Source organism: Wolbachia endosymbiont (group B) of Athalia cordata (assembly GCF_947251845.1).
Lineage (GTDB): Bacteria > Pseudomonadota > Alphaproteobacteria > Rickettsiales > Anaplasmataceae > Wolbachia.
This window is the reverse complement of the sequence record NZ_OX366383.1, coordinates 1,087,672-1,109,864: the sequence shown is the minus strand read 5'-3', so window position 1 is coordinate 1,109,864 and position 22,193 is coordinate 1,087,672. Positions and strand designations below refer to the sequence as shown.

Below are 22,193 nucleotides of genomic sequence, written 5' to 3'. Positions count from 1 at the left end.
ATAGGTCTTTTATTGTTTTATAACACATACAACGGGAGTATGATCAGATGGGTTTTCTAGTTTACGCAACCTATCATCTATGTAACATGTTTCCAATTTATCTGCAGCTTGTGGCGATAGCAGCATATGATCTATTCGCATTCCTTGATTGTTTCTGAGTGAATTACCTTGATAATGCCACCAAGTGAATTGTTGTAAGTTGAGGTGAGATATTCTAAATGCATCTTTAAAACCAAGATTCAAGATCGCTCTTAATTTCTCACGCTCTTTTATATGAAAGCACACTTGGCCATTTAATAAATTTGAATCAAAAACATCAATTTCATCCAGTGCAACATTATAATCGCCAGCTATAATAGTTAACTCTTCATTTTTCAACAAAGTGCCCATCCTTTCATATAGGTTATCAAAAAACTTGAGTTTATACTCAAAAGTATGAGAGTCTGGGCTTTGACCGTTTGGAACGTATACACTTCCTACCCTTACCTTATTATTGGTGTGTTTTATCACACACTCTATATAACGTGCTTCTTGATGACTCTCTACAACATCAATTTTTAATTTTTCCAGTATTGGATATTTAGATAAAACACAAACACCATTTCTTGCAACCTGTCCATAGACAGCATATTCATATCCTAACTTTTCTATCTCTGCATAAGGAAATTGCTCTTCTGTACATTTTATCTCTTGCAGCAAAACTATATCTATCTGACTATCAACTATAAAACTACAAAGTTGGTTAATTCTTTTACGTATGGAGTTTACATTCCAAGTTGCAATCTTTAGCATCAACAATCCTTATTAATTATATCAATTAAACTCTCCCCTGTGGGCAACCTCGATGTTATAATTTTTTTCCACTTGATTAACTTTAAACTATCAGCAATGTTTTTACTCATGGTATATGCAACTGTATTATTCATCACAGGAGATAGCCCACTTTTTAGAACTAATGAACAAAATACCCTTGCAGTTTGTGAGGAAAAAAAAGCAACGCTATCAATTTTACCGTCCAATAGTAAATTTTTACACCTATTAGTTAGACTCCTTTTAGTAATTGTTTTATAGAGTACAACTTCTCTTACGTTAAAACCTTCTTCAGATAATCTTTTTTTTAGGTCACATGATACTTCTTGTCCCCTTATATATAAGAACTTTATTGCATTTGAATAATGAGATTTTATGAATGATATCAGACCATCAACGTTGCTGTCTGCTGAGATTATATCGGAAAATCCCAAATTTTTTGCAGCCTGCATAGTTGAATTACCAACTGTAATAATCGAAAAGTTATCCTCTTTACATATTTGACTGAAAGCCTTTACACTGTTTTTACTTGTAGATATCACAACATCAAATTCGTGCGCGGATATATCAGGATTGAAGTACTTTATTGTGAATACTGGCTCTATAAAAACTTTGTATCCATATTTTTTTAGCGTGCTTCTTGTGCTCAACGAATCTAATAAAGGCCTTGTCAATAAAATAGACTTCATTCTGGTTTATTTCACTAGCAGTAAAATAATATCCTTTATACACAAATTATTGAATAAAAACTTTCATTTTTTAAGTTTCTTGCATAATCTAGAAAAAAGGCAAAAGAAACTCCATAATTGGCCCAGTGCTAGAAAACTGATCTTAAATAAGTGAAAATTTTGACTAAATGGAAAAAAGGATGTTACTCATTGAGTAACATCCTTTTGGAGAAAGTAGGTAGTTTTATTTACTTTACTTTTATGTGTGGAGTTTGCTGCTCTGCTTTAGCTTCAGCAGTTACTGTTGAAGAAGGTCCCACCAATTTTTCCAAAGAACCTGTCTTTCTTAAGTTATCTTGGGTTTTTAACTTGCCATTTTTCTCAGTGAACATACCATGTTGCGGAGAAGAACTTGGTGAATTGAACCCACTATCAGAACTAAGACGGTAACTGGCAAAGCTAGAAGTTGTAGCAGTACTGTGAGTGCTTAAAGAACCCATTGAATTGCTTCTTAGCGGTTTCTCCGGAGCAACATAAAAACGGCTCTTTCCTATCTCCGCAGATGGCATCTCATCCTCAGAAATCCTTTTATATCCTGTGCAAGTAACTTCCTCTGGCTTTTTGACACCTTTTAGTGGTGATAACAACTTGCTCCAAAATGAAGTAGGTTCTTTTACTTCCCTATTCTCATTAGGATTTAATAATTCTGCTTTGCTGCTAACAGTACTTATAGAACTCGTTGAACTACTACCTGATAAGCTATTTTCCAGTGAATTCATAGAACTTGCTTTATGCCTTTTTTCTGACTTATTAATCCTTTCTAAAGTATTAAAACGAGTATGCTCTTCCTTGCATTCTTTAATGCATTCTTTAATAACTTCCTTAATCTCATCATGATGTTCAGAAAAAATTTCATATAGTCTGCTATTATCTTTATCTAACAAATGTTGCAACTTCTTAGCATCTAATTTATTGATAAAATCTATTTGCTGATCCAATTGGTTGGTCAACTGGTAGTTTTTGGCACTGTGTTGAACATTAACAGAATAAGCTTTCTCTGATATTTTTTCCCCCAGCTTAGAAAATATTTTCCTAGTGAAAGCAGGGCCGTTTACGGTCTTGTCTTCAAAAACTTTCTTGGTAAGCATTTCCTTTACACTGTTGAAATTTCTTGTTTTTTCTTCTGTTTTCAAAATAACAGTTTGATCTTCATTACCTATTGAATATGGGATGACATCTAAACTAGACATGCTTGCACCACTATCACTCATCTTCCTTCCAAGGTTTTGAATGTTATCCCCCATTTTTCTTAATGTAGAGCTAGCTCTCTCTTGTGTTGCCTGTTTTACAGAACTTGCAGTTTCTTTTACCGAATTCTTGGCATATACAGCACCATCTTTGATTTTTCCGCCAATATGCTTCGCCCCTTCAACTGTTTTTTCTGCTGACCATTTGAGTCCTTTATATCCAGATTGAACTGCTTTTACAGCAACTTTCACAGCGAAAAATAGAGTAAGACCAACTATAGCACCTGGTATAGCAAGTGTTGCACCAACTGCCAAAAGTGGTAGCACTGCTGTAAATAATCCACTTGCTGTACCTACTACAAGGGCCTTATCTCCTTGCTTCATTTTAGAGAATTCTGTATCTCCTTTTACCAGATCCATAATTCTGTCTTTTAGCTTCTTGGGATCGTGAATGATATCTGAATTTAATGAAGAATCTTGAATCATTTTAAGATCATCTTGCTTAGTTTCAACAAAATTTGAAGAGTTTTTTTCACTAGGTGACATTTTTAACCTCACTATTAATTAAACATACTAATATTGTATATATCTGATTCTTAAGTTAGGGTTAATTCATCTAACAATGTTCATTTGCACTCAAATGATTTTACTTGATGTGTTTTGTTGAAAGGACAGAAAATTAGTGATTGTTGCGGTATGATGTTTCGTTTGGATTAGCTATAGTTGAAGTAAAAACTCATAATCCTCAAGGGGTAGATTTTTCCGTAGCCTTAGCAGAGACTGCGCTTGGATCTGATAGTTCTGTTCTGACATATTTGCCTTCTTTATTGTATAAATCAATCACTTGCTCTTCAGTTTGAACTTCCACTGTATTAGCCTCTTTTTGATCTGTTGAAGATGATGCATCAACCCCTGTACCTTTAGTAACTTTTTGCCTTAGTTGTGTATTTTCTTCTTGTAATTGCTTTGAATTTTTCTTTAACTCACCAATCTCTTTTGTTTTTTGCTTTAATTGTTCAGATATCATTAGTTTGTCCCTAGCCAAATTTTTATTTTCCTTTCTTAACTCACTAATTCTTTTGCTTGAAGATTTATCCGCAGCTTGTGTACCTTGGTCTTGTGTTTTAGGAACTGTAGTTTCCTGATCACTTGACTGGATTCCTACACTTTTATATTCAACTTCAGTTTGAGTTGATGTAGCTACTTTCGTAGTTACTTCACTGAGCTCATCTGCAAGTGATTTTCCAGGTTCAAGTTGTTGAATTTTCCTCTCTAAATCTTCGTTTTTTCTCTCTAATTCCCCCTCTAAATCTTTGTTTTTTATGTTTACTTCATTTAATTCTTTAACCAAATTATCGATTTTTTCCTTCAATTTTTCTGCCAACAGCTTTTCATTATTATCTGTTTCCAGTATTCTTTTTGTAATATTTATCAGCTCTGTGTTTTCTTCTTTCAACTTACTTAGTTCAGTCTCACCTTGATCCAATTTTTTCTGTAGTTCTTTATTTGTTGACTGAATCTCGCTTTCTTTATCTTTCAACTGATTAATTAAATCTGTTATTCTAGCATTTTTATCTTTTTGACTTTGTTCTAGTGTGCTTACCTTTCGTTCTAATTGCTTAATGTCTTGATCTTTTTCTTGCATTATTTTTTTCAATTCAGCTTCAAGTCTTTTAACTTTTCCTTCCAAAATTTGCTTTTCTTCACTTAGTGTTCTTATTCCTGTATCACCTTCCTTTTCTATATTTTGATTAAGTTCTTCTGATTTTTTGAGTTTCTCTGTAAGCTTCTTAATAGAAGCATCTTGTTCCTTGATTTTTTGATCTCTTTCACGCATTGCTTCCTGTTGTTCATTAACTTCCTTTTTCAAGGAGTTACGTTCTGACTTTAGATCCTCAAGCTGCTTTGCCTGCTTTGCAAAATATTGAGCAAGCGTTTCTTTTTCTTCTTTTAACTCCTCAATTCCATCTATAATTTCATCCACTCTATTTTCTGATCCTTCTTGTTCGTACTCTTTCTCGTCATCAGACATGCTATTCTCAAGCATTTCATCTTCTTCGTCACTAAATTCACTAACGCCAGAGAAAGAACTTCTACGCGAATCAGGAGAAGAATATCCACTACTACTTGGTATAGGTGACTGTGGTGGATCTTTTGTAAATATTTCCTCTGCCAGCGTTTGCTGCTCGTTCACACTTTTGCCCATGTCAGTAAAAGTTTGATGCAGAGTTTTTCCGTTGATAAAAACTTCTGTGTTTTGTTCTACTAATTCTAATATTTTCTTTTTTGTTTCTTCTGATTCTAAATCTTTGAAAATTAAATCACCAAATTTTGGTGCATCAATCACTTTTTTTATGCCCTTAGAATTTACTTCTACAGTCATGCTACAATCTACGCTATTGCCTTTAGAATCCTTAGCCTGCCAGTTGATGGTCATCTCACATGAGCTTGAACCAGTAAAATCATAGTGCCTTTCGCTGCCTTTTTTGGTTGCAGTTATTTGACTCTCTTTCCCTAAAGATAGGTTATAAACCTTGCCTTCGTCGCTGGCTCTTAAAAGGGCGCTAATCTCTATTGGTTTTTCTTTATTTTCAAACCTAATTTGAAAGTCATTATCTTTTGTTGTATATACTAAGAAATTTTCACCTGGTAGAGATTCTTCAAATTTTTTATGTGTTGCAGTTATTGATTGCTCAAACTTTTGAAACTCATTTTCCCACTTTAAATTTATCTGTTCTTTAATGTCCTTATCTTTGTGTAAAGGGCCAATAAAATACCAAATTAAGTTTTCTTCCTCTAGTTTTTTTATAAAATCCTGAAAATTGTTGCAAGATTCAATGAAACTTAAAATATCATTTTTCTTTTGCTCATCTACATCTAAATCTTGATTTTCAGCTATAAATAAGTTTTCTTTTGGCATAATTTCTATTTTTAGAGAACTGTGTTATAATATTAACATATTTTCTTAAAAAATCAACTAATCTTATAGTTAAATAAACTTGAGTATTTGGCGGGAATGTTATATATTAACCACTCCAAGAAGTGCAGTATGGACAATACTATTATAAGAAAATACGATATTAGAGGTGTGGTAGGCAGAGACCTGCAGATCAGTGATGGGTATGAAATAGGCAGAAAATTTGGTCAAACTGCAGCTAACGTTTGTGTAGGCTATGACAGCAGGATAGATTCACCAAGTATAGAAAAAGAATTAATCAGAGGCTTAATTTTATCCGGTGCAAATGTTATACGCGTTGGGCTCTGTTCTTCACCTATGCTCTACGCTGCAACAATGCAGGTAGATCTTGGGATTATGATCACTGCTTCTCATAACCCCAGAGAATATAACGGCTTTAAATTTTTCAGTAGTAAAAAAGTTTACTCAGATCAAGAAATGAAGGAAATTATAGGCAGTACAATTAAAAACAGCACGAAAATTGGAAGCTTAATTAACACGAATACATATAGTGAATACATTCACATATTAAAAAATGCACTAAAAAATAATACTACACGCAAGCTAAAGATAGCCTGGGATTTTGGCAATAGTCCAACAATTGTAAGGTATATTGAAAAAGTTTTACCAAGTCATATACACATCATAACCAATAACTCTATAGATGGGACGTTTCCACTGCATGACCCAGATCCCATAGAAGAAAAAAATCTTGCTCAGTTAATCAGTATTGTCAAGAAAGATAAATGTGATCTTGGTATTGCACTTGATGGTGATGGTGATAGGGTACGCTTGATTGATAATAAAGGTAATGTTGTTTCCAATGATCACTTGTTTATGATTTTTTCACGTGAAGTATTGGCGGAACACCCAAAAAGCAAGGTTATTGCCAACGTAAAAATGAGTATGAAAGTGCATGATTTCGTTAGCAAATTAGGAGGGCAAATAATTACCTGTGCCACTGGACACTCACTAGTTAAGAAAAAGATGGTAGAAGAAGGAGCAAAGTTTGCCGGTGAACTGAGTGGACATTTTTTCTTTTCTGAGTTAGGTTTTGATGATGGACTATATTCTGCTATTAAAGCCATTGACATTTTACTTAAGAAAAACCAAAGCCTATCTGAGGCGATTGAAGATTTACCAAAGTTATATATCACTCATGAAGTGAAAATTGTGGTGAAGGATGAGAAAAAATTTCAAATAATTGAATCAATCAAGGAGACACTAAAGCAGCAAAACATTGTATTTTCAGAGCTTGATGGAATTAAGGTAACTGATGATAAAGGTTGGTGGCTTCTTAGAGTATCAAATACGCAAAACTGCATAACAGCAAGATGTGAAGGAAATACCTTAGAAAATTTTGAACTCACTAAAAAAGTTTTGTTTTATTACATTGATGCACTAAAATTATACATTTAAATTTTTTTGATGATTTACTTATTCGTCAATGTTTGCAGTTTTGTTTGATTAGTAATGGGAATTGGTATGATCTATGGCGCACTGCTGTGGCGCTAACAAGTAGCAGAATAACACTGTCTAATCTAGTTTAGCTATAGAAAATGAACACTCACTTTTCTTTATTGTTTTGAGATTTTTCTTGATCAACCATTTCCTCACCAATCTCTTTTATTTTTAGTATCAATGACTCTGGTACATACATGTTAATTACTTCTTCTGTTGTCACAAATAAAGCCTGATAAGAGTGTGAATTTATTATCCAATTGGGCAATATGTCTTCTGCGTCTATTTTAGACTCTCCCTCTTTTTTATCGTATACTGTGTGGCAATATAAGTGCACAGCAAAAAATAGTACATAAGAAAGCAATATTCCTCTGAGTGCTCCGACAAAGATTCCAGTAACTCTATCCATTAATCCCAACCTTATAGGTGATAATATGTACATTAGCCAGTTATTCATTGTCATGAATGTAAGATTAAGTATGATAAATACAGAGATTGTAGAAAGTATGTTTTGTGTAACTTTAGAGTCAAAATACTTACTATAATTTATAATAAAAAAATCATAGTAACTAGCTGTCAAAAAGACTGATAAGAGCAAGAACATTAATGCACATAGCTCTTTTATAAAACCTCTAGTTATCGATATTATTACACACAAGACAATAATAAAGATAATTAGGCTATCGAAAAACATATTTTGTATCTATATGATTTTCAAGATATAATAGTTGTAAATAACAAAGTTGTAAAATTAATTGTGTTGATATTTTATCAGCTGGTCTAAGTACCGAGCAATCATATCAACTTCTAAATTTAGGTAATTACCTGTTTTGTTATATTGAAAAGTTGTATTTTTCCATGTGTAGGGAATAATGTTCACAGTGAATTCTTGGTTGATAACTAAATTGACCGTAAGGGAAACCCCATCTAGCGTTACAGAACCTTTTTTTGCAATAAATTTAATTAATTCTTGTGGGCATGATAGTCTGATTTCATGAGATTCTAAATTTTGATTGATTGTTAAAATTTCTGCCGTGTCATCCACATGACCCTGAACCAAGTGGCCGTCAATTCTGTCACTCAGTTTCATTGCTTGTTCTAGGTTTATTTTTTTCCCTGTTTTCCACGTATTTAAGTTAGAAACCTTCATGGTTTCTTGAGATACTTGAACTGTGAATACATTGCTCATTATGTTGACAACAGTTAAACACACTCCGGAGCAGGATATTGAATCTCCTTTGTTTATAGAGGATAAATTTTGTGTCTCAATATGGAAGATTTGATCAGAGTTAGGGTGGATAGTGATATCAGTTATAGTGCCAATATCTTTGATAATTCCTTTAAACATGCAATAAAATAAATAATTATATCACAAAAGATCTTATTTGTTAGGTGCGCAAAGGAAGATCTTTTTTACTTATCTGCTCAATAGATTCTACAGAATATTCAGAATATAGAAAGTAAGCCAGGTTCAAAACGCACAGCGTAATTAATATTGGTAACCCTATGTTTAATGTTAGACCGATACTTTCCCTTTTTTCTGCTGGCACCAATTCCTTTAAAATTGACACTTTTCCCAGCGGCAAATGCCATAGGCAGAGTGCTGATATAGAAGCTGCTACTAAAAATAGACAAAAATAAGTCTCTTTCGAAGAAAACATAGCTTTTAATGGTGATTTGAGCCTAATATTAGTAGGCAATCGAGTTTTAGCTTCATTTGTTTTTGGTAAATGATCTACAGCTTTGCTTGGTAAAATTTCATGAGAAACATTTTTAGGCTGTGGAGAAGGTTGGCCTGAAACTAATTTAATCAACTGCTCTTTTTTTCTATATACTTGCTTTTGTAAATATTCTTTACCTAAAAGTGAATTATTAGGGGGTTGTGGCCTTTTGAGTACCTCTAGCACTTCTGATATCTCATTCGGCTCTAATATTTCATGTAGTTGTTTATCTTGGAAATAAATAATATTAAACACTGAGTTGAAAATATTGTAAAATGCATCTGAATCTTGATTTTTATATTCACTTATTACTTCTACGAATATTTCATCAAGTTTTTTTCCCTTGTGCTCAGCCAAATTATCTATCATAGCTACTCTAGCATCAAGTTGAACTTGTTTTATGATTGATTGTTTTTCCTCTTCTGATAGTTCTTGAGCTTGCTTTTTTGACTTCTTTTTTCTGTTAGCCTTAAAATAATCTGTGTGCGAAGTAGTTTGACCTATATCCCGCTCTATTTCTTGAGGGACTAAATTTCTTGTGGCATCCTCATTTTTAGCTTTTTCTGCATGCTTTAGCTGTTCATTCAAAAATGCCTCGATTTGTTGCAAGCTATTGAGGTTGATGTTTTTAACTTCTGTTTGTAGCGTTATTGTTATGCCCTGCAGGAGGATTTGAATTGGAGCATTATTTATGAATTCTTCTACAGTTTTATTAGCTTTATGGTAGTTATTATATAATTCTTCACTTTCTTTTGCTACTTTTATATTGGCTGTGAAGTTTTTCTCCTGAGAAAGGCTGGTTTCAAAAAAGTCAATCAAATGTTTTATTTGAGGTAATATTGTATTAGGGTTTACCTCTGTCAGCAGTTTGATCTTAAATGAAAACTCTTGTGTGTCACTTGTAATATTTTGTGAGCGAATGGTTCTAATCTCCAGTACTTCATTAGAAAATGCCTTACTTATTTTTTTAGATCTATCCTTAAAAAACTTAGTTAAATCCTCAATTTTGTATTTTTTCTTAGTTTCTATGTTACTACTATGCATGAGTAAATTTTTTAATGTAGAGTGAAATAAAAAACATAATTAGTCAATAAATTAATAATTATAACACCCTTGCATAACAGCGGCGCGTTGGATTCAATAAGAGCAGAAGAAGTTACTTTACAAACCTCATCAGTTTCCTTATCATGACAATAAGAGTATTTATCCTTGTTTTTGATCTCTGCAGATTTAATAACAAAATTCAGTAAAAAACTCAGATATTTATTGGCAAATTACATAAAATTATAGCGGCTTTTTTATTTTTTCTACATTCAGCCAAAATCCGCTTAAAATAAGCGTTAGCACATTATTGCAACGCCAATTTACATTATAAAACTCACTACTGGGGGATTCTTTTGCCTTTTTTTCGCTTGATAAATTTTTTAATATTCTGGATTAGTTAGGAGTCCTATAGAGATGTCATTCCAGCACTTGATGCTGGAATCCATACTTTCTGCAATCTCATCGAAAACGTTGTACCACTTTCTATGCTAGTTTGCTTGTGAGTAACTTGGATCCCAGTGTCTGGGCACTGGGATGACACCACAGAGAGCACTGGAATGACAAGAAGGAGAGTGCTTGGATGACAACGTTTTATCAAAATAGTTTTATTGATGATTTTATTGATGATATTAAAGATTGCACTATAATGAAAGTTTAAGCTAGCGTTTTTAAGGTGAACAAAGAGCTAATAAGTGAAATACCTTTACTTGAAGATAAGGCAGTTTCTGAGATTGAAAATGCTGCTTCTTTGCAGGATTTAGAAAAAGTTAGGTTGTCATACTTGGGGAGAAAGGGTGTAGTAAAAGCTTATTTCGATGACTTAAAGAATATAGATGATGCAGGAGAAAAACGCGACCTAGGTGCAGTGATTAATGTTTTACGCAATAAGATAGACCAGCTTATAACAAGCAAAGAAAATGAACTAAAAGATAAAGAAGTTAAGTTAAAACTGCAAAATGAAGCAGTTGATATCACACTGCCTGTCAGACCAGAAAGAATTGGCAAGATTCATCCACTGAGCAAAGTTATAAGTGAAGTAAAGCTCATTTTTGCACATATGGGCTTCAAAGCAGTTGATGGTCCTGATATTGAAGATGAATTTCACGTGTTTGATGCGCTAAATACTCCAAGTCATCATCCTGCGCGAGAGGAGCAAGATACCTTCTACTTAAAGAATAAAATAAACGATAAAAGAATGGTGCTGCGCACTCATACCTCATCTGTGCAGATTAGAACTATGGAAAAGATAAAAGCTTTTCCAATTAAAATAGTGGCTGCAGGCAGGGTATACAGAAATGACTTTGATGCAACTCACACTCCTATGTTTCATCAGATAGAAGGGCTTTATGTTAATGAAAATGTCAATATGGGCCAATTAAAATTTACTATTCATCGCTTCCTTAGTAAATTTTTCGGAGATAAAGGTCTAAAAATACGCTTTCGTAATAGTTTTTTTCCTTTTACTGAGCCTTCTGCAGAAGTGGACATAAGTTATAAAGGTAGTAAATGGATTGAAGTACTTGGATGTGGTATGGTGCATCCAAATGTCTTTAAAAATGTTGGAATAGACCATACTAAATACAGTGGTTTTGCTTTCGGTATTGGCATAGAAAGGCTAGCAATGCTGAAATATCAAATTAGTGATCTAAGGAGCTTTTACGACAATAGAGTTAGTTGGCTCAACCATTATGGTTTTCATTTTTCGTCTTTAAGATAAGTGACAAATAAATCTTATACATTTGTTGTACTTGCTGCTGGGCATGGTAAACGAATGAATTCAAGCTTGCCTAAGGTTCTGCACAAAATAGGTAATTTCTCCATGCTTGAGCACGTCATTTACAATGCAAAGCAGCTGAATCCTGAAAAAATAGTTATTGTAGTCGATTTGCCTTTAACTCAAAGGCTGAAATGCTTTGAGGGTATAAAACTAATTACACAAGAGTCAACGCTCGGTACAGGGGATGCAGTCAAAATTGCAATGAGAAACCTGAAAGAATTGTCAGATATAGTTGTTGTGCAGTATGGGGATACTCCACTAATAAAAAGCAGCACAATAACTAAAATGATAAGCTGCTTAGGAGAGAGCAATGCTTTAGTTTGTCTTGGGTTTAAAACTAATAATAAAGGATACGGTAGACTAATTATTGAGAATGGTTCCCTAAGAGAAATCGTAGAAGCACAAAATGGTAGAAATAATGATGAGGAATTTCTTGCTAATGCCGGAATAATGGTTGCACGTGAAAAGAATCTACGTGAATTGGTGGAGAAAATAGAGTCTAATAACCAAGCTCATGAATATTACTTGACCGATATCGTTTCCATTGCAGTAAAGAGTAATTTAAATGTCGGCTATGTTATTGCTGATGAGGAGGAGGCAACTGGCATAAATAATAGGAATGACCTTGCAACGGCCGAGTTTTACTTTCAAGAAGAAAAAAGAAAGTTTTTCACTAACTCTGGAGTAACGCTTGTTGCTCCAGAAACTGTTTTCTTCTCTCTTGATACGCAAATTGGTATGGATTCGATTGTTTACCCATACGTTTTTTTTGGTCCTGGAGTAAAAATAGGATCTGGTGTTAGGGTTGGTCCATTTGCCAAATGTGAAAATACAACAATAGGTGATGGTGCAATCATAGGTAATTTTGTTGAAACAAAAGCAAGTGATATAGGTATAAATACTAAGATAAAGCATTTAAGTTATATAGGAAATACTCAGGTAGGGCAGGGGAGTAACATAGGTGCAGGTACCGTTATTTGTAATTATGATGGGAAAAAGAAACATAGAACAAATATTGGAAGCAATTGTTTTATTGGTGCCAATAGTTCATTAATTGCACCGCTTAATGTGCATGATGACTCTGTCATTGCAGCAGGTAGCGTTATAGTGAAAGATGTGCCAAAGGGAAGTCTTGCAATTGCAAGAGAAAGGCAAGTAACTAAAAAAATAAAATAATTCCAATTTTTTTCTTGATGGTTATGCTTATATATGCATATGCTGAGATCTTAGATAAAAATGAAAAAATTATTTACCTTGTTGGTTTGTTGTTCTCTTTCAGTACCATCTTTTGGAGTTGATTGGATTAAAGATAGAATTTATACTTCTTTGTCATATAGCCGACTTGGTGTTAATTATGACGTTGGTTTTCACTATACAGATAGCGTTAAAATTTCAGTTGGCTATGTAATCAAACCTATTATTAATTCTCTAATCAAACCTACTCTTGATGAAGAATTTGGAGCAGTGGTGGGGATTATGGCAAAGCTTCATTATCATCATAAATTTGAAAATACGGGTATTACTCCTTATATTACTGCTGGTGTTGGTGCTGTTATAGTGCGTACAATGAAGGCTAAACCTAATGTAGGTAGAGCTGATAGTATAGGTGAAAACATAAGTGCTCTACTTGGAGAGGCTTTCAAAGCTGTAGTCAATGATGAATTTTTTTCTTATCAAATAGGTTCTGGTATTAATCTTCCACTTTCTGAAAGAACAAGTGTTTTTGCTGGCTACAAATTGCAAAGGTTTCATAAAATTTTCCATGGAATTGAGCTAGGAGTGAGTTTTAATTTATAAACTCTGATTGAATATTTTTAGTAAAGGCTAGTGGGAAATTATATTGAAGTGAAAGTAAGTGATGTAGACTCAAATGATGATTGCAGCAGATAGTGAAAGATATGCCAATTTGCAATTGCAAGAGAAAGACAAATAACAAAAAAAATAAAATAATTCCAATTTTTTACTTGCAATTTATACTATTTTTAATATTTATATGCTTGTATATGCATATATTAATCTTTGGAGGATAAAAATGAAAAAGTTACTTACTTTCTTGGCTTGCTGTTCTTTGTCAGCACCGTCTTTTGGAGTTGATTGGGTTAAAGATAGAACCTACACCTCTTCGTCGTATGGTATGCTTGGTATTAATTATGATCTTGGCTATCATTGTACAGATAGCATTAAAATTTCATTTGGTCCTGCAGTTAAACTTGTTATGAGTGAAGGGATTTTAGACGCGGGACTTATGACAAAGCTTCATTATCATTATAAATTTGAAAATACAGATATTACTCCTTATGTTACTTTTGGTGTAGGAGGAGTTGCTAAAATTCCTCTTTCAGAAAATCAAGGGCCAGACGTAGAAGAATTTTTTTCTTATCAAATAGGTTCTGGTATTAATCTTCCACTTTCTGAGAGAACAAGTGTTTTTGCTGGCTACAAGCTGCAAAAGTTTCATGAACTTTCGCATGGGGTTGAATTTGGAATGAGTTTTAATTTGTAAGCTCCGATTGAATGTTTTTAGTGAAGTCTGGTTTGAATTTTTTTTGAAAAAAAGCAAGTGATATAGGCTAAAATGATGATTGCAGTAGGTAACAAAATGTGACAAAGAGAAGTTTGGCAATTGCAAGAGAAAGGCAAGTAGCTAAGAAAGTGATTCCAATTTTATTATGTAAGTTATGTAATTTTTAACTTTTCTGTGAGTATATATGCGTATATTCATGGTTAGAGGGTGAAAATGAAAAAATTACTTACTTTAGTAGTCTGCTGTTCTCTGTCAGCACCGTCTTTTGGAGTTGATTGGATTAGAGATAGAATCTATACTTCGTCGTCATATGGCAATCTTGGTGTTAATTATGATCTTGGTTATCACTATACAGATAGTGTTAAAATTTCGGTTGGTTCTGTAGTTAAACCTATTCTCAATAGTCAGTATAACCTTGCTGGACTAGAGTTGGGACTTATGGCAAAGCTTCATTATCATCATCAATTTGAAAGTACGGATATTACTCCTTATATTACTTTTGGCACAGGAGGCATTATTGCAATGTCTCAAAAACAAGAAGGATTTTTTTCCTACCAGATAGGTGCTGGTATTAATCTTCCACTTTCTGAGAGAACGAATGTTTTCGCTGGCTATAAACTTCACAAGTTCAGTGATTTTTCTCATGGGTTTGAACTTGGAATGAGTTTTAATTTATAAGCTCCGATTGAATGTTTTTAGTGAAAGCTTGAGTTTTTATTAACGTCGTAAAGTTTTCATGAGACTAAGAGAATTTGAGAGTAGTCAAGTTTTAAAACTTGACTACTCTCCACGAGGAAAAGCAGATAAAGGTAGAAGTATTTCATGTTTTTATTTATATTGACAGTATGTGTGACATCATTTACGATTAGTGTTAATAACAATAATTGATATTTGTCATGTTTGCAGTAATCGAAACTGGTGGAAAGCAGTATTTAGTAAAAAAAGGCAGCATAATTAAAGTAGAAAGATTACAAGCTGAAGAAAAAGAGGAAGTGGAAATCAATAAAGTGATTTGTGTTTCAAGTAATGGCTTATCTTGTTCATCTAATGCTGTTGTTAAAGCTGAAGTACTGGAGCAGTGTAGAGATAAAAAAATTATAATCTTTAAGAAAAAGAGAAGAAAAAATTACCGTAGGAAAAATGGTCATAGGCAGTATATTACTGTTCTTCGTATCAATGAAATTAGTCTTCAAAAGTAAGAGGTAAGATATGGCAACTAAAAAATCAGGTGGTAGTTCCTGTAATGGTAGAGATTCGGCAGGGCGTCGGCTCGGGATAAAGAAGAATGGTGAGGTTATTCCAGGTAACATAATTGCACGTCAAAGAGGTACAAAATTTCATCCTGGAAAGAATGTTGGTATGGGTAAAGATCATACGATTTTTGCTAAAACGAAAGGCTGGGTGAGTTTTAGAAAATCAGCAAATAAAAAGACGTTTATTGATGTTGTGCCTACAGATGATATGCAAGCCTTGGCTTGAATAGATACGGGTCTGTAGCTCAGGTGGTTAGAGCGCACGCCTGATAAGCGTGAGGTCGGAGGTTCAACTCTTCCCAGACCCACCATTTAAATTTGCAATAGTTTTGATATCGTGTAACTAAGCGATGGTTTTACATAAGAATTCAGTAACCAGTGAATCAGTAGCAGCCGGTCATCCAGACAAAGTAGCAGACCAGATTTCAGATGCAATACTTGACGAATACCTTTTTAATGACTCTTCCTCTCGTACTGCAATAGAGACTTTAGTTACTAAAGATAATGTTATTATAGCTGGGGAAGTATTTGGGCCGAACATTGAAAATAGCAAGATTGAAAGTATTGTACGGAATACAATAAAAGATATTGGTTATGAGCATGATGGTTTCCACTGGGAAACAGTGAAAGTAAATATATTACTACATGAACAATCAAATGACATTGCAATAGGTGTGGATCAAGGTGCTGGGGATCAGGGCATAATGTATGGCTATGCAACAATAGAGACAGAAAGCCTCATGCCAGCACCCATTTTTTATGCACACTCGATTCTGAGAAATATCATGAGTATGTTCAAAGAGGTAAAGTTTGGTCCGGATGCAAAATCGCAAATCACTTTGGCGTATGAGAATAACCTTCCAGTGCGTGCTGAAAGTATTGTTGTTTCAATACAGCATCTTGAGGATCTGAGTCAATCGAAAGTGAAGGAAATAATTTATCCTTACATAGCTTCATCTTTACCTGAAGGGTGGATGTGCCCTAAAGAAAATCTCTTAGTCAATCCAACAGGTAGATTTGTTATTGGTGGACCAGTTGGTGATTGTGGATTAACCGGACGAAAAGTTATGGTTGATACTTATGGAGGCTATATTCCACACGGTGGAGGAGCGTTTTCTGGAAAAGATGCAACAAAAGTTGATAGATCCGCAGCTTATATGGCGAGATACCTTGCTAAAAATATTGTCTTTGCAGGTTTAGCTGAACGTTGTCTTGTGCAGCTTTCTTATGCAATTGGTGTCTCAAAACCTACTTCATTTTACATTGATACATTTGGCACGAATACAATAGATGAAGAGAGGATTAAAGGGTTTATTGAAGGTAACATAGATTTATCAACTAAAGGCATAATAAGACATTTATCACTTAATCGTCCTATATATAAACGTACAGCCTGCTATGGGCATTTTGGTAAAAAGTTAGAAAGTGATGGTGGATTTTCTTGGGAAGGTGTGGACTTATCTACTGATTTTTGTAAAGAATTTAATATAGAAGAAAAAAAGAGAGAATTTCTTTAAACTATTAAACTCTTTTATTTCTAGCTTGATACTGATATAATAACTTATTATTAAATTGTAAGTAACTTTTTAGTAATTATACCAGTTTTAATATTTATGAGGCTTACAAGATGTCCGACAAACCAAAAGAAGAATTTTATGATATTGCTATAAAAGAATCATCTGGTCTTATTGAAAAAATAAAAGGACATCCTTTCAATGTTGAGTTGATGAATAATACGCTAGATTATGAAAAGTTCAAATTTTATCTTCAGCAGGATTTTTTATATTTAGTGGACTGTACTCGTGCTTTATTGATTATTGCAGCTAAAGTTCATGACATTGAAATAATGAGCAGCTTAATAAATGTGGCAAGAGGAACATTTGATGTTCGGAGGCAATATAAAGAACATTTTGGAGATTGTGATTTATCTGATAATCACAAAAAATCAAGATCCTGTTCTGCCTTTACTGACTTTTTCATGCGCGCTGCATATCACAGTTCTGTTGCTGAAGCTTTATCAGCATCTTACCCTTGCTTTAACATATACCAAATCATTCTACATAATATGATGAGTGAGCTAACACCCGATGAGGTTAAAAATAGCAAGTACGAAGGATGGGTCAATATTTACAATAGCAAAGCAATGAATGCTGCAATTGATGAGTTTACTAATGTTACGAATAAATTTTATGAGAAAGCTGGCGATTGTGAAAAAAGAAGGATGCATGAGTTTTTTAAGAGAGGTTTAGAGCTAGAAATATTGTTTTGGGATGAGATGTATTCTCTAGCGTAGTCTGTAGTATTAACACTAAATTATATTCTAGTTTATGTGATGTTCAGTGGTATAATTAAGAGCTATTATGGGTCAAATCTTTTAAAGGATATTATTGAGCATCCTTTCAATGTTGAATTAGCAAATAATACTTTAAACATAGAAAACTTCAAATTTTATATACAACAAGATGCATTCTTTTTAGCTGATTATATTCGTACTGTTTTAATGATTGCATCAAAAATGGAGAGTTGTAACAACATTGTTCCATTTATTGAGGTGGCTAAAGGGGTAATAGAGATTATGAAAGTGTTATACAACCACTACTTTGCTGTGTATTCCATAAATCGTGGAGAAAAGTCGCTTGAGTGTTTCAATTTTACTAACTTTCTTTTGTCTACTTCATATAGCGATGTTTATGAAGCTGTAACAGTTCTTTACTCTTGCCATTTCATATATAAAATTGTTGTTGATAATATGAGAAATAAAATTAAAAAAAATAATAGGTATAAGGATTGGCTTGATTTTTTTGGCGGTAGTTTAATGGAATCTGGATGTGTTGCTTTGGAAGATATTGTTGACGAATATTGTAACAAAGTAGGAGAAAGTGAAAGAACCAGAATGCTAGAATTATTTAAAATAACTGCACAATTTGAGTTGGATTTTTGGAGTGGGGCATATAATTTTTCAAGATTTAATCAATTTCCTAAGAAATATTGACAATTTTAAGCTAATTTGTATGCTTAATACGTATTTTTGAAGATGATATGAAAAGTAAAGAACATGATTTTCATTTAGTGGACCCAAGTCCCTGGCCAATTGCTATATCAGCAGCAATTCTTGTTCTTGCACTTGGATTAGTTGGTACACTCCATAAACAAATTTCTGGAATATTTGGTTTAGTTTTGGGAATCTCTGCGGTATCAGGAGTGCTGTTTTATTGGTGGAGAGATGTAATAAGAGAAGCAATTTATGATAAATGCCATACTGCCATTGTAAAACATGGACTCAAGCTTGCAATGTACTTATTTATCCTCTCGGAAGTTGTGTTTTTTATAGCGTTCTTTTGTTCATTCTTTAAAGCCTGGCTTGATCCGGTTTTTTTATTTGAAGCGTTTTCTCCTACAAAAAAAGTTGAATGGCCCCCTGAAGGGATTTTACCACCGGATCCGTGGTCGTTACCATTTATGAATACACTAATATTATTGCTTTCTGGTACAACAATTACTTCAGCACATCATTTTTTACTTGAAAATGATAAAAAAAGCATGATTAAAATGCTGTCTATAACTATATTGCTTGGGATGTTCTTTATAATAGTGCAAGCAATCGAATATCATGAAGCAAGTTTTTCTTTGCGAGAAACAGGAGAAAAACTTATTTATACATCTAACTTTTACATGATTACTGGTTTTCATTGTGTGCATGTTATAATAGGAATAATATTTTTGTCAGTATGCTTATTTAGAGCTCGAAAAGGTCAATTTACACCTCAAGATCACTTATGCTTTGAGTTTGCTTCTTGGTATTGGCACTTTGTCGATCTAGTCTGGATATTTTTATTTCTGTTTATTTATTGGTTAAGCCTTTATTAAGTGATTAAAATAATAGGCCTAGATCCAGGGATGAGTAAGACTGGTTGGGCCATTATTAGACTGGAAGAAAAGAATAATATTAAATTTTTGGGTGGCGGTACCATATCAACTGATGGTAAATTGGGTGTAGGTGAACGTCTACATATAATTTTTGAACAATTAAAGAAAGTAATTTTCCTATACTCTCCAAATGAAGCTGCTGTGGAAAAAATTTTTATTAATAAGAATCCAAAATCTTCGCTAACTTTAGGATATGCAAGAGCAATTGCAATTTTAATATTACGAATGACGGATTTACCCATGAATGAATATGATGCAAACTATATAAAAAAGAGCATTACTGGAAATGGTCATGCTGATAAGGGTCAGATTATATTTATGGTCAAGCAAATAGTTAAAAGCTCAAATATAAAATGTCACCATACTGCTGATGCTCTTGCTACAGCAATTTGTCATGCTTATACGAGAAATTTTTGTTTTATTGAGTAGTTTTACATGAATTCAGTTTAAAAAACTATTTGATGGCGTTTATCTTATCTAATGTTTGTTGTAGAATAATACATGCAGCAATTTTATCATCTATTTTTTTTGATTTTGTGATTGATATTCCAGTAATTTTTAGTGCGTGAGTTGCAAGAGATGTTGATAGACTTTCGTCTTGTAGGTATATGTGTACTTTGCATTTTTTTATTATTTTATTTGCAAACTGGATTATTACTTTGCACCATTCGGTCTCTTGTTCATCTATTGTGAATGGTAGTCCTATTACCATTGATCCAGCTTCATTTTCTTTAAGCACTCTATTTAGATAACCTAAATCTTTGCTCATATTTCTTCTATAATATATACTATGAGCTGTAGCTATAAGCTGTGTTTTATCACTAAATGCTATGCCTATTTGTTTTTCTCCCATATCAAGGCACATTATACGTTTATCTCTTGGAATAGACTTTAGAAATTCATCTGGATTTCTATGTAGCATCTATGAAAACATAACTTTTGTACAATTGTATTTTTGTGACAGTAAGTTATGTACAGTCTACTGGCATGATAGACATTCATCATAATTAATATCTGTTTTTTGTTGCAATATTTCACTTTTTTTGAATATGTCATGTGAGACCTTGTCAGCTCTCTGCATTGATTGTGATCTGCAATAATACAAGCTTTTTAATCCTTTTTTCCAAGCAAGCATATGTATTTTGTGTAAGTAACGTTTATGCACATTGGCAAGTAAGAACAGATTTACTGATTGAGATTGACAAATATAAGGAGTTCTATCACTTGCATGTTCTATGATCCATTGTTGATCAAGTTCGTATGCTGTTTTAAATGTCAGTTTTTCATGCTTGCTAAGAAAATCTAAATGCTGAACAGAACCCTCATTTGTTGAAATTGAGGACCATGTTTCATCATTGTCTTGATTTTTTTCTGCTAGTAGTTTTTGCAAGAATTTATTTCGTACTACAAATGAACCTGTAAGTGTCTTCTGTATAAATACGTTTGCTGCATACGGCTCTATTCCAGGAGAAGTGTTGCCTGCGATAATCGAAATTGAGGCAGTTGGAGCAATAGCGAGCTTATGTGTAAACCTTTCCATTAGATCGATTTCTTTAGCGTCAAGACATGGCCCTTTTTCTTCTGCTAATTTTTTAGAAACTACATCTGCTTGCTCGCGCAAATGCTTAAATATTTTTTTATTCCATTGTTGGGCTGTTACTGATTCAAAAGGAACCATTTTACTTTGTAAAAATGAATGAAAGCCCATCACACCAAGACCGATACTACGCTCTCTTATTGCGGAATATTTTGCTCGCTGTATTTCATTTGGTGCGTGGTTTATGAAATCCTCTAATACATTATCAAGAAAACGCATTATATCTTCTATGAAAAGCTCATTATCTTTCCATTCTTCGTAGTATTCAAGATTTACGGATGATAAACAACATACAGCAGTGCGTGACTTTTTCAGGTGATCGTAACCTGTAGTTAAAGTTATTTCACTGCATAGGTTTGACATTTTGATGTCTAAGTTGAGCTTTTTGTAAGATTCTGGCTTATTGTTATTTGTTGCATCAAGGAAAATAATGTAAGGTTCTCCAGTTTCAACTCTTGCTGTTAATATTTTAATCCATATATCCCGTGCTTTTACTGTTGAAATAACTTTATTGTTATGAGGGCTTATTAAATCCCATTCTTGATCATCTTCAACAGCTTGCATAAACTTATCTGTTACTATTACAGCATGATGTATATTTAATGCTTTGCGATTTGGGTCACCACCAGTTGGCTTACGTAAATCTAGAAACTCTTCTATTTCTGGATGCCATACAGGAAGATAAACTGCTGAGCTTCCTCTTCTTAAGGATCCTTGGCTGATTGCAAGCGTCAGAGCGTTTTGTACTACGATAAATGGCACAATTCCTGATGTTTTACCGCTACCTTTGACACTTTCACCAATTGAACGTAAATTTCCCCAATAACTACCTATTCCACCACCACGTGCAGCGAGCCAAACATTTTCATTCCATAGATCAACTATTCCCTTCAAGCTATCTTCAGTTTCATTAAGAAAGCAGGAAATAGGCAATCCTCTTTTGGTACCGCCGTTACTAAGTATTGGTGTTGAAGGCATGAACCACAAGTTGCTCATGTAATCATAAAGACGTTGTGCATGTTTTCTATCATCAGAATAGTAATTAGCAATACGTATAAAGAGATCTTGATAACTTTCATTTTCTATTAAATACCTATCCAATAGAACTGCTTTTCCAAAATCGGTTAATTTACTATCTTTTGCGTAATTAATAGTAATGTAATTCATAAGGCTCCTTTTATGATAATATAGAAATTTATTTGAGCGAT

Annotated in this window: 23 protein-coding genes and 1 tRNA gene; 14 read left to right on the top strand and 10 right to left on the bottom strand. The window is 33.4% G+C overall.

The features are described 5' to 3' along the window. Positions 1 to 9: 9 nt before the first annotated feature. The 4 genes from OPR30_RS05145 to OPR30_RS05130 all read right to left on the bottom strand — a co-directional run bounded on the left by OPR30_RS05145 (position 10) and on the right by OPR30_RS05130 (position 5,645). Entirely contained in the window at positions 10 to 792 is a 783-nt protein-coding gene (locus OPR30_RS05145; protein ID WP_250120294.1) for an exodeoxyribonuclease III, read from the bottom strand. Beyond that, the gene (locus OPR30_RS05140) at positions 792 to 1,499 is read right to left on the bottom strand and encodes a uroporphyrinogen-III synthase (RefSeq protein WP_265030555.1); all 708 of its coding nucleotides are present in this window, start codon (positions 1,497 to 1,499) and stop codon (positions 792 to 794) included. The genes OPR30_RS05145 and OPR30_RS05140 overlap by 1 nt, the downstream gene beginning before the upstream one ends. Positions 1,500 to 1,726: 227 nt before the next feature. Beyond that, positions 1,727 to 3,271 carry an actin-bundling T4SS effector WalE1 family protein gene (locus OPR30_RS05135; RefSeq protein WP_265030554.1) on the bottom strand — a complete coding sequence of 515 codons (1,545 nt, stop codon included), beginning with the start codon at positions 3,269 to 3,271 and terminating at the stop codon, positions 1,727 to 1,729. Between the two features lie 199 nt (positions 3,272 to 3,470). Further along, the gene (locus OPR30_RS05130; protein WP_265030553.1) at positions 3,471 to 5,645 is read right to left on the bottom strand and encodes a coiled-coil domain-containing protein; all 2,175 of its coding nucleotides are present in this window, start codon (positions 5,643 to 5,645) and stop codon (positions 3,471 to 3,473) included. A gap of 129 nt (positions 5,646 to 5,774) precedes the next feature. Between OPR30_RS05130 and OPR30_RS05125 the strand changes: the two genes are divergently transcribed. Continuing rightward, positions 5,775 to 7,100, top strand: coding sequence for a phosphomannomutase/phosphoglucomutase (locus OPR30_RS05125; RefSeq protein WP_265030552.1), 1,326 nt, complete (start codon positions 5,775 to 5,777; stop codon positions 7,098 to 7,100). Positions 7,101 to 7,248: 148 nt separating this feature from the next. Here the strand turns inward: OPR30_RS05125 and OPR30_RS05120 are convergent, their stop codons facing one another. The 4 genes from OPR30_RS05120 to OPR30_RS06350 all read right to left on the bottom strand — a co-directional run bounded on the left by OPR30_RS05120 (position 7,249) and on the right by OPR30_RS06350 (position 10,505). Beyond that, positions 7,249 to 7,836 carry a CvpA family protein gene (locus OPR30_RS05120; protein ID WP_064085309.1) on the bottom strand — a complete coding sequence of 196 codons (588 nt, stop codon included), beginning with the start codon at positions 7,834 to 7,836 and terminating at the stop codon, positions 7,249 to 7,251. 57 nt (positions 7,837 to 7,893) lie between these two features. After that, a complete protein-coding gene (locus OPR30_RS05115) occupies positions 7,894 to 8,490 on the bottom strand; it encodes a riboflavin synthase (RefSeq protein WP_254229936.1) in 597 nt (198 codons plus the stop codon). Positions 8,491 to 8,530: 40 nt separating this feature from the next. Next, the gene (locus OPR30_RS05110; RefSeq protein ID WP_265030551.1) at positions 8,531 to 9,907 is read right to left on the bottom strand and encodes a hypothetical protein; all 1,377 of its coding nucleotides are present in this window, start codon (positions 9,905 to 9,907) and stop codon (positions 8,531 to 8,533) included. A gap of 406 nt (positions 9,908 to 10,313) precedes the next feature. After that, positions 10,314 to 10,505, bottom strand: coding sequence for a hypothetical protein (locus OPR30_RS06350; protein ID WP_265030550.1), 192 nt, complete (start codon positions 10,503 to 10,505; stop codon positions 10,314 to 10,316). A 75-nt stretch (positions 10,506 to 10,580) separates the two neighbouring features. Here OPR30_RS06350 and pheS point away from each other — a divergent pair, with 75 nt between their 5' ends. The 13 genes from pheS to ruvC all read left to right on the top strand — a co-directional run bounded on the left by pheS (position 10,581) and on the right by ruvC (position 19,817). Then, a complete protein-coding gene (pheS, locus tag OPR30_RS05100) occupies positions 10,581 to 11,624 on the top strand; it encodes a phenylalanine--tRNA ligase subunit alpha (RefSeq protein WP_265030549.1) in 1,044 nt (347 codons plus the stop codon). Then, positions 11,625 to 12,860: an NTP transferase domain-containing protein gene (locus OPR30_RS05095; RefSeq protein WP_265030548.1), complete on the top strand. Its 1,236-nt coding sequence runs from the start codon at positions 11,625 to 11,627 to the stop codon at positions 12,858 to 12,860. A gap of 60 nt (positions 12,861 to 12,920) precedes the next feature. After that, on the top strand, positions 12,921 to 13,481 hold the full coding sequence (locus tag OPR30_RS05090) for a P44/Msp2 family outer membrane protein (RefSeq protein ID WP_265030547.1): 561 nt from the start codon (positions 12,921 to 12,923) through the stop codon (positions 13,479 to 13,481). A gap of 235 nt (positions 13,482 to 13,716) precedes the next feature. Continuing rightward, positions 13,717 to 14,187 (top strand): P44/Msp2 family outer membrane protein, encoded by a 471-nt coding sequence (locus tag OPR30_RS05085; RefSeq protein ID WP_007302508.1) that lies wholly within the window; start codon positions 13,717 to 13,719, stop codon positions 14,185 to 14,187. 234 nt (positions 14,188 to 14,421) lie between these two features. Then, positions 14,422 to 14,886 (top strand): P44/Msp2 family outer membrane protein, encoded by a 465-nt coding sequence (locus OPR30_RS05080; protein WP_265030546.1) that lies wholly within the window; start codon positions 14,422 to 14,424, stop codon positions 14,884 to 14,886. Positions 14,887 to 15,104: 218 nt separating this feature from the next. After that, complete coding sequence (rplU, locus tag OPR30_RS05075; protein ID WP_015588327.1) at positions 15,105 to 15,407, top strand: 50S ribosomal protein L21; 303 nt, start codon at positions 15,105 to 15,107, stop codon at positions 15,405 to 15,407. Positions 15,408 to 15,417: 10 nt separating this feature from the next. Beyond that, a complete protein-coding gene (gene rpmA, locus OPR30_RS05070; protein ID WP_265014810.1) occupies positions 15,418 to 15,687 on the top strand; it encodes a 50S ribosomal protein L27 in 270 nt (89 codons plus the stop codon). A gap of 8 nt (positions 15,688 to 15,695) precedes the next feature. Further along, positions 15,696 to 15,772, top strand: a tRNA-Ile gene (locus OPR30_RS05065). Positions 15,773 to 15,811: 39 nt separating this feature from the next. Next, a complete protein-coding gene (gene metK, locus OPR30_RS05060) occupies positions 15,812 to 16,978 on the top strand; it encodes a methionine adenosyltransferase (protein WP_265030545.1) in 1,167 nt (388 codons plus the stop codon). Between the two features lie 110 nt (positions 16,979 to 17,088). Next, the gene (locus tag OPR30_RS05055; protein ID WP_265030544.1) at positions 17,089 to 17,754 is read left to right on the top strand and encodes a TenA family protein; all 666 of its coding nucleotides are present in this window, start codon (positions 17,089 to 17,091) and stop codon (positions 17,752 to 17,754) included. 39 nt (positions 17,755 to 17,793) lie between these two features. After that, positions 17,794 to 18,453 carry a TenA family protein gene (locus tag OPR30_RS05050; protein WP_265030543.1) on the top strand — a complete coding sequence of 220 codons (660 nt, stop codon included), beginning with the start codon at positions 17,794 to 17,796 and terminating at the stop codon, positions 18,451 to 18,453. A gap of 47 nt (positions 18,454 to 18,500) precedes the next feature. Then, positions 18,501 to 19,328 carry a cytochrome c oxidase subunit 3 gene (locus OPR30_RS05045; RefSeq protein ID WP_264374611.1) on the top strand — a complete coding sequence of 276 codons (828 nt, stop codon included), beginning with the start codon at positions 18,501 to 18,503 and terminating at the stop codon, positions 19,326 to 19,328. Next, positions 19,329 to 19,817: a crossover junction endodeoxyribonuclease RuvC gene (gene ruvC, locus OPR30_RS05040; protein ID WP_010404586.1), complete on the top strand. Its 489-nt coding sequence runs from the start codon at positions 19,329 to 19,331 to the stop codon at positions 19,815 to 19,817. 25 nt (positions 19,818 to 19,842) lie between these two features. On the opposite strand, the gene ruvX is transcribed toward ruvC, so the two are convergent. Further along, positions 19,843 to 20,310: a Holliday junction resolvase RuvX gene (gene ruvX / locus OPR30_RS05035; RefSeq protein ID WP_010404588.1), complete on the bottom strand. Its 468-nt coding sequence runs from the start codon at positions 20,308 to 20,310 to the stop codon at positions 19,843 to 19,845. Positions 20,311 to 20,367: 57 nt separating this feature from the next. Next, a complete protein-coding gene (locus OPR30_RS05030; protein ID WP_265030542.1) occupies positions 20,368 to 22,152 on the bottom strand; it encodes a ribonucleoside-diphosphate reductase subunit alpha in 1,785 nt (594 codons plus the stop codon). Positions 22,153 to 22,193: the final 41 nt, after the last annotated feature.

Excerpts from the sequence above, each read along its gene's own strand:
- OPR30_RS05145 (WP_250120294.1), bottom strand. The coding sequence starts at position 792 with ATGCTAAAGATTGCAACTTGGAATGTAAACTCCATACGTAAAAGAATT.
- OPR30_RS05085 (WP_007302508.1), top strand. The coding sequence starts at position 13,717 with ATGAAAAAGTTACTTACTTTCTTGGCTTGCTGTTCTTTGTCAGCACCG.
- OPR30_RS05050 (WP_265030543.1), top strand. The coding sequence starts at position 17,794 with ATGTTCAGTGGTATAATTAAGAGCTATTATGGGTCAAATCTTTTAAAG.
- rplU (WP_015588327.1), top strand. The coding sequence starts at position 15,105 with ATGTTTGCAGTAATCGAAACTGGTGGAAAGCAGTATTTAGTAAAAAAA.
- OPR30_RS05135 (WP_265030554.1), bottom strand. The coding sequence starts at position 3,271 with ATGTCACCTAGTGAAAAAAACTCTTCAAATTTTGTTGAAACTAAGCAA.
- OPR30_RS05080 (WP_265030546.1), top strand. The coding sequence starts at position 14,422 with ATGAAAAAATTACTTACTTTAGTAGTCTGCTGTTCTCTGTCAGCACCG.
- rpmA (WP_265014810.1), top strand. The coding sequence starts at position 15,418 with ATGGCAACTAAAAAATCAGGTGGTAGTTCCTGTAATGGTAGAGATTCG.
- OPR30_RS05120 (WP_064085309.1), bottom strand. The coding sequence starts at position 7,836 with ATGTTTTTCGATAGCCTAATTATCTTTATTATTGTCTTGTGTGTAATA.
- OPR30_RS05055 (WP_265030544.1), top strand. The coding sequence starts at position 17,089 with ATGTCCGACAAACCAAAAGAAGAATTTTATGATATTGCTATAAAAGAA.
- OPR30_RS05140 (WP_265030555.1), bottom strand. The coding sequence starts at position 1,499 with ATGAAGTCTATTTTATTGACAAGGCCTTTATTAGATTCGTTGAGCACA.
- metK (WP_265030545.1), top strand. The coding sequence starts at position 15,812 with ATGGTTTTACATAAGAATTCAGTAACCAGTGAATCAGTAGCAGCCGGT.
- OPR30_RS05045 (WP_264374611.1), top strand. The coding sequence starts at position 18,501 with ATGAAAAGTAAAGAACATGATTTTCATTTAGTGGACCCAAGTCCCTGG.
- OPR30_RS05125 (WP_265030552.1), top strand. The coding sequence starts at position 5,775 with ATGGACAATACTATTATAAGAAAATACGATATTAGAGGTGTGGTAGGC.
- OPR30_RS05115 (WP_254229936.1), bottom strand. The coding sequence starts at position 8,490 with ATGTTTAAAGGAATTATCAAAGATATTGGCACTATAACTGATATCACT.
- OPR30_RS05030 (WP_265030542.1), bottom strand. The coding sequence starts at position 22,152 with ATGAATTACATTACTATTAATTACGCAAAAGATAGTAAATTAACCGAT.
- ruvX (WP_010404588.1), bottom strand. The coding sequence starts at position 20,310 with ATGCTACATAGAAATCCAGATGAATTTCTAAAGTCTATTCCAAGAGAT.
- OPR30_RS05130 (WP_265030553.1), bottom strand. The coding sequence starts at position 5,645 with ATGCCAAAAGAAAACTTATTTATAGCTGAAAATCAAGATTTAGATGTA.
- OPR30_RS05090 (WP_265030547.1), top strand. The coding sequence starts at position 12,921 with ATGAAAAAATTATTTACCTTGTTGGTTTGTTGTTCTCTTTCAGTACCA.
- OPR30_RS05110 (WP_265030551.1), bottom strand. The coding sequence starts at position 9,907 with ATGCATAGTAGTAACATAGAAACTAAGAAAAAATACAAAATTGAGGAT.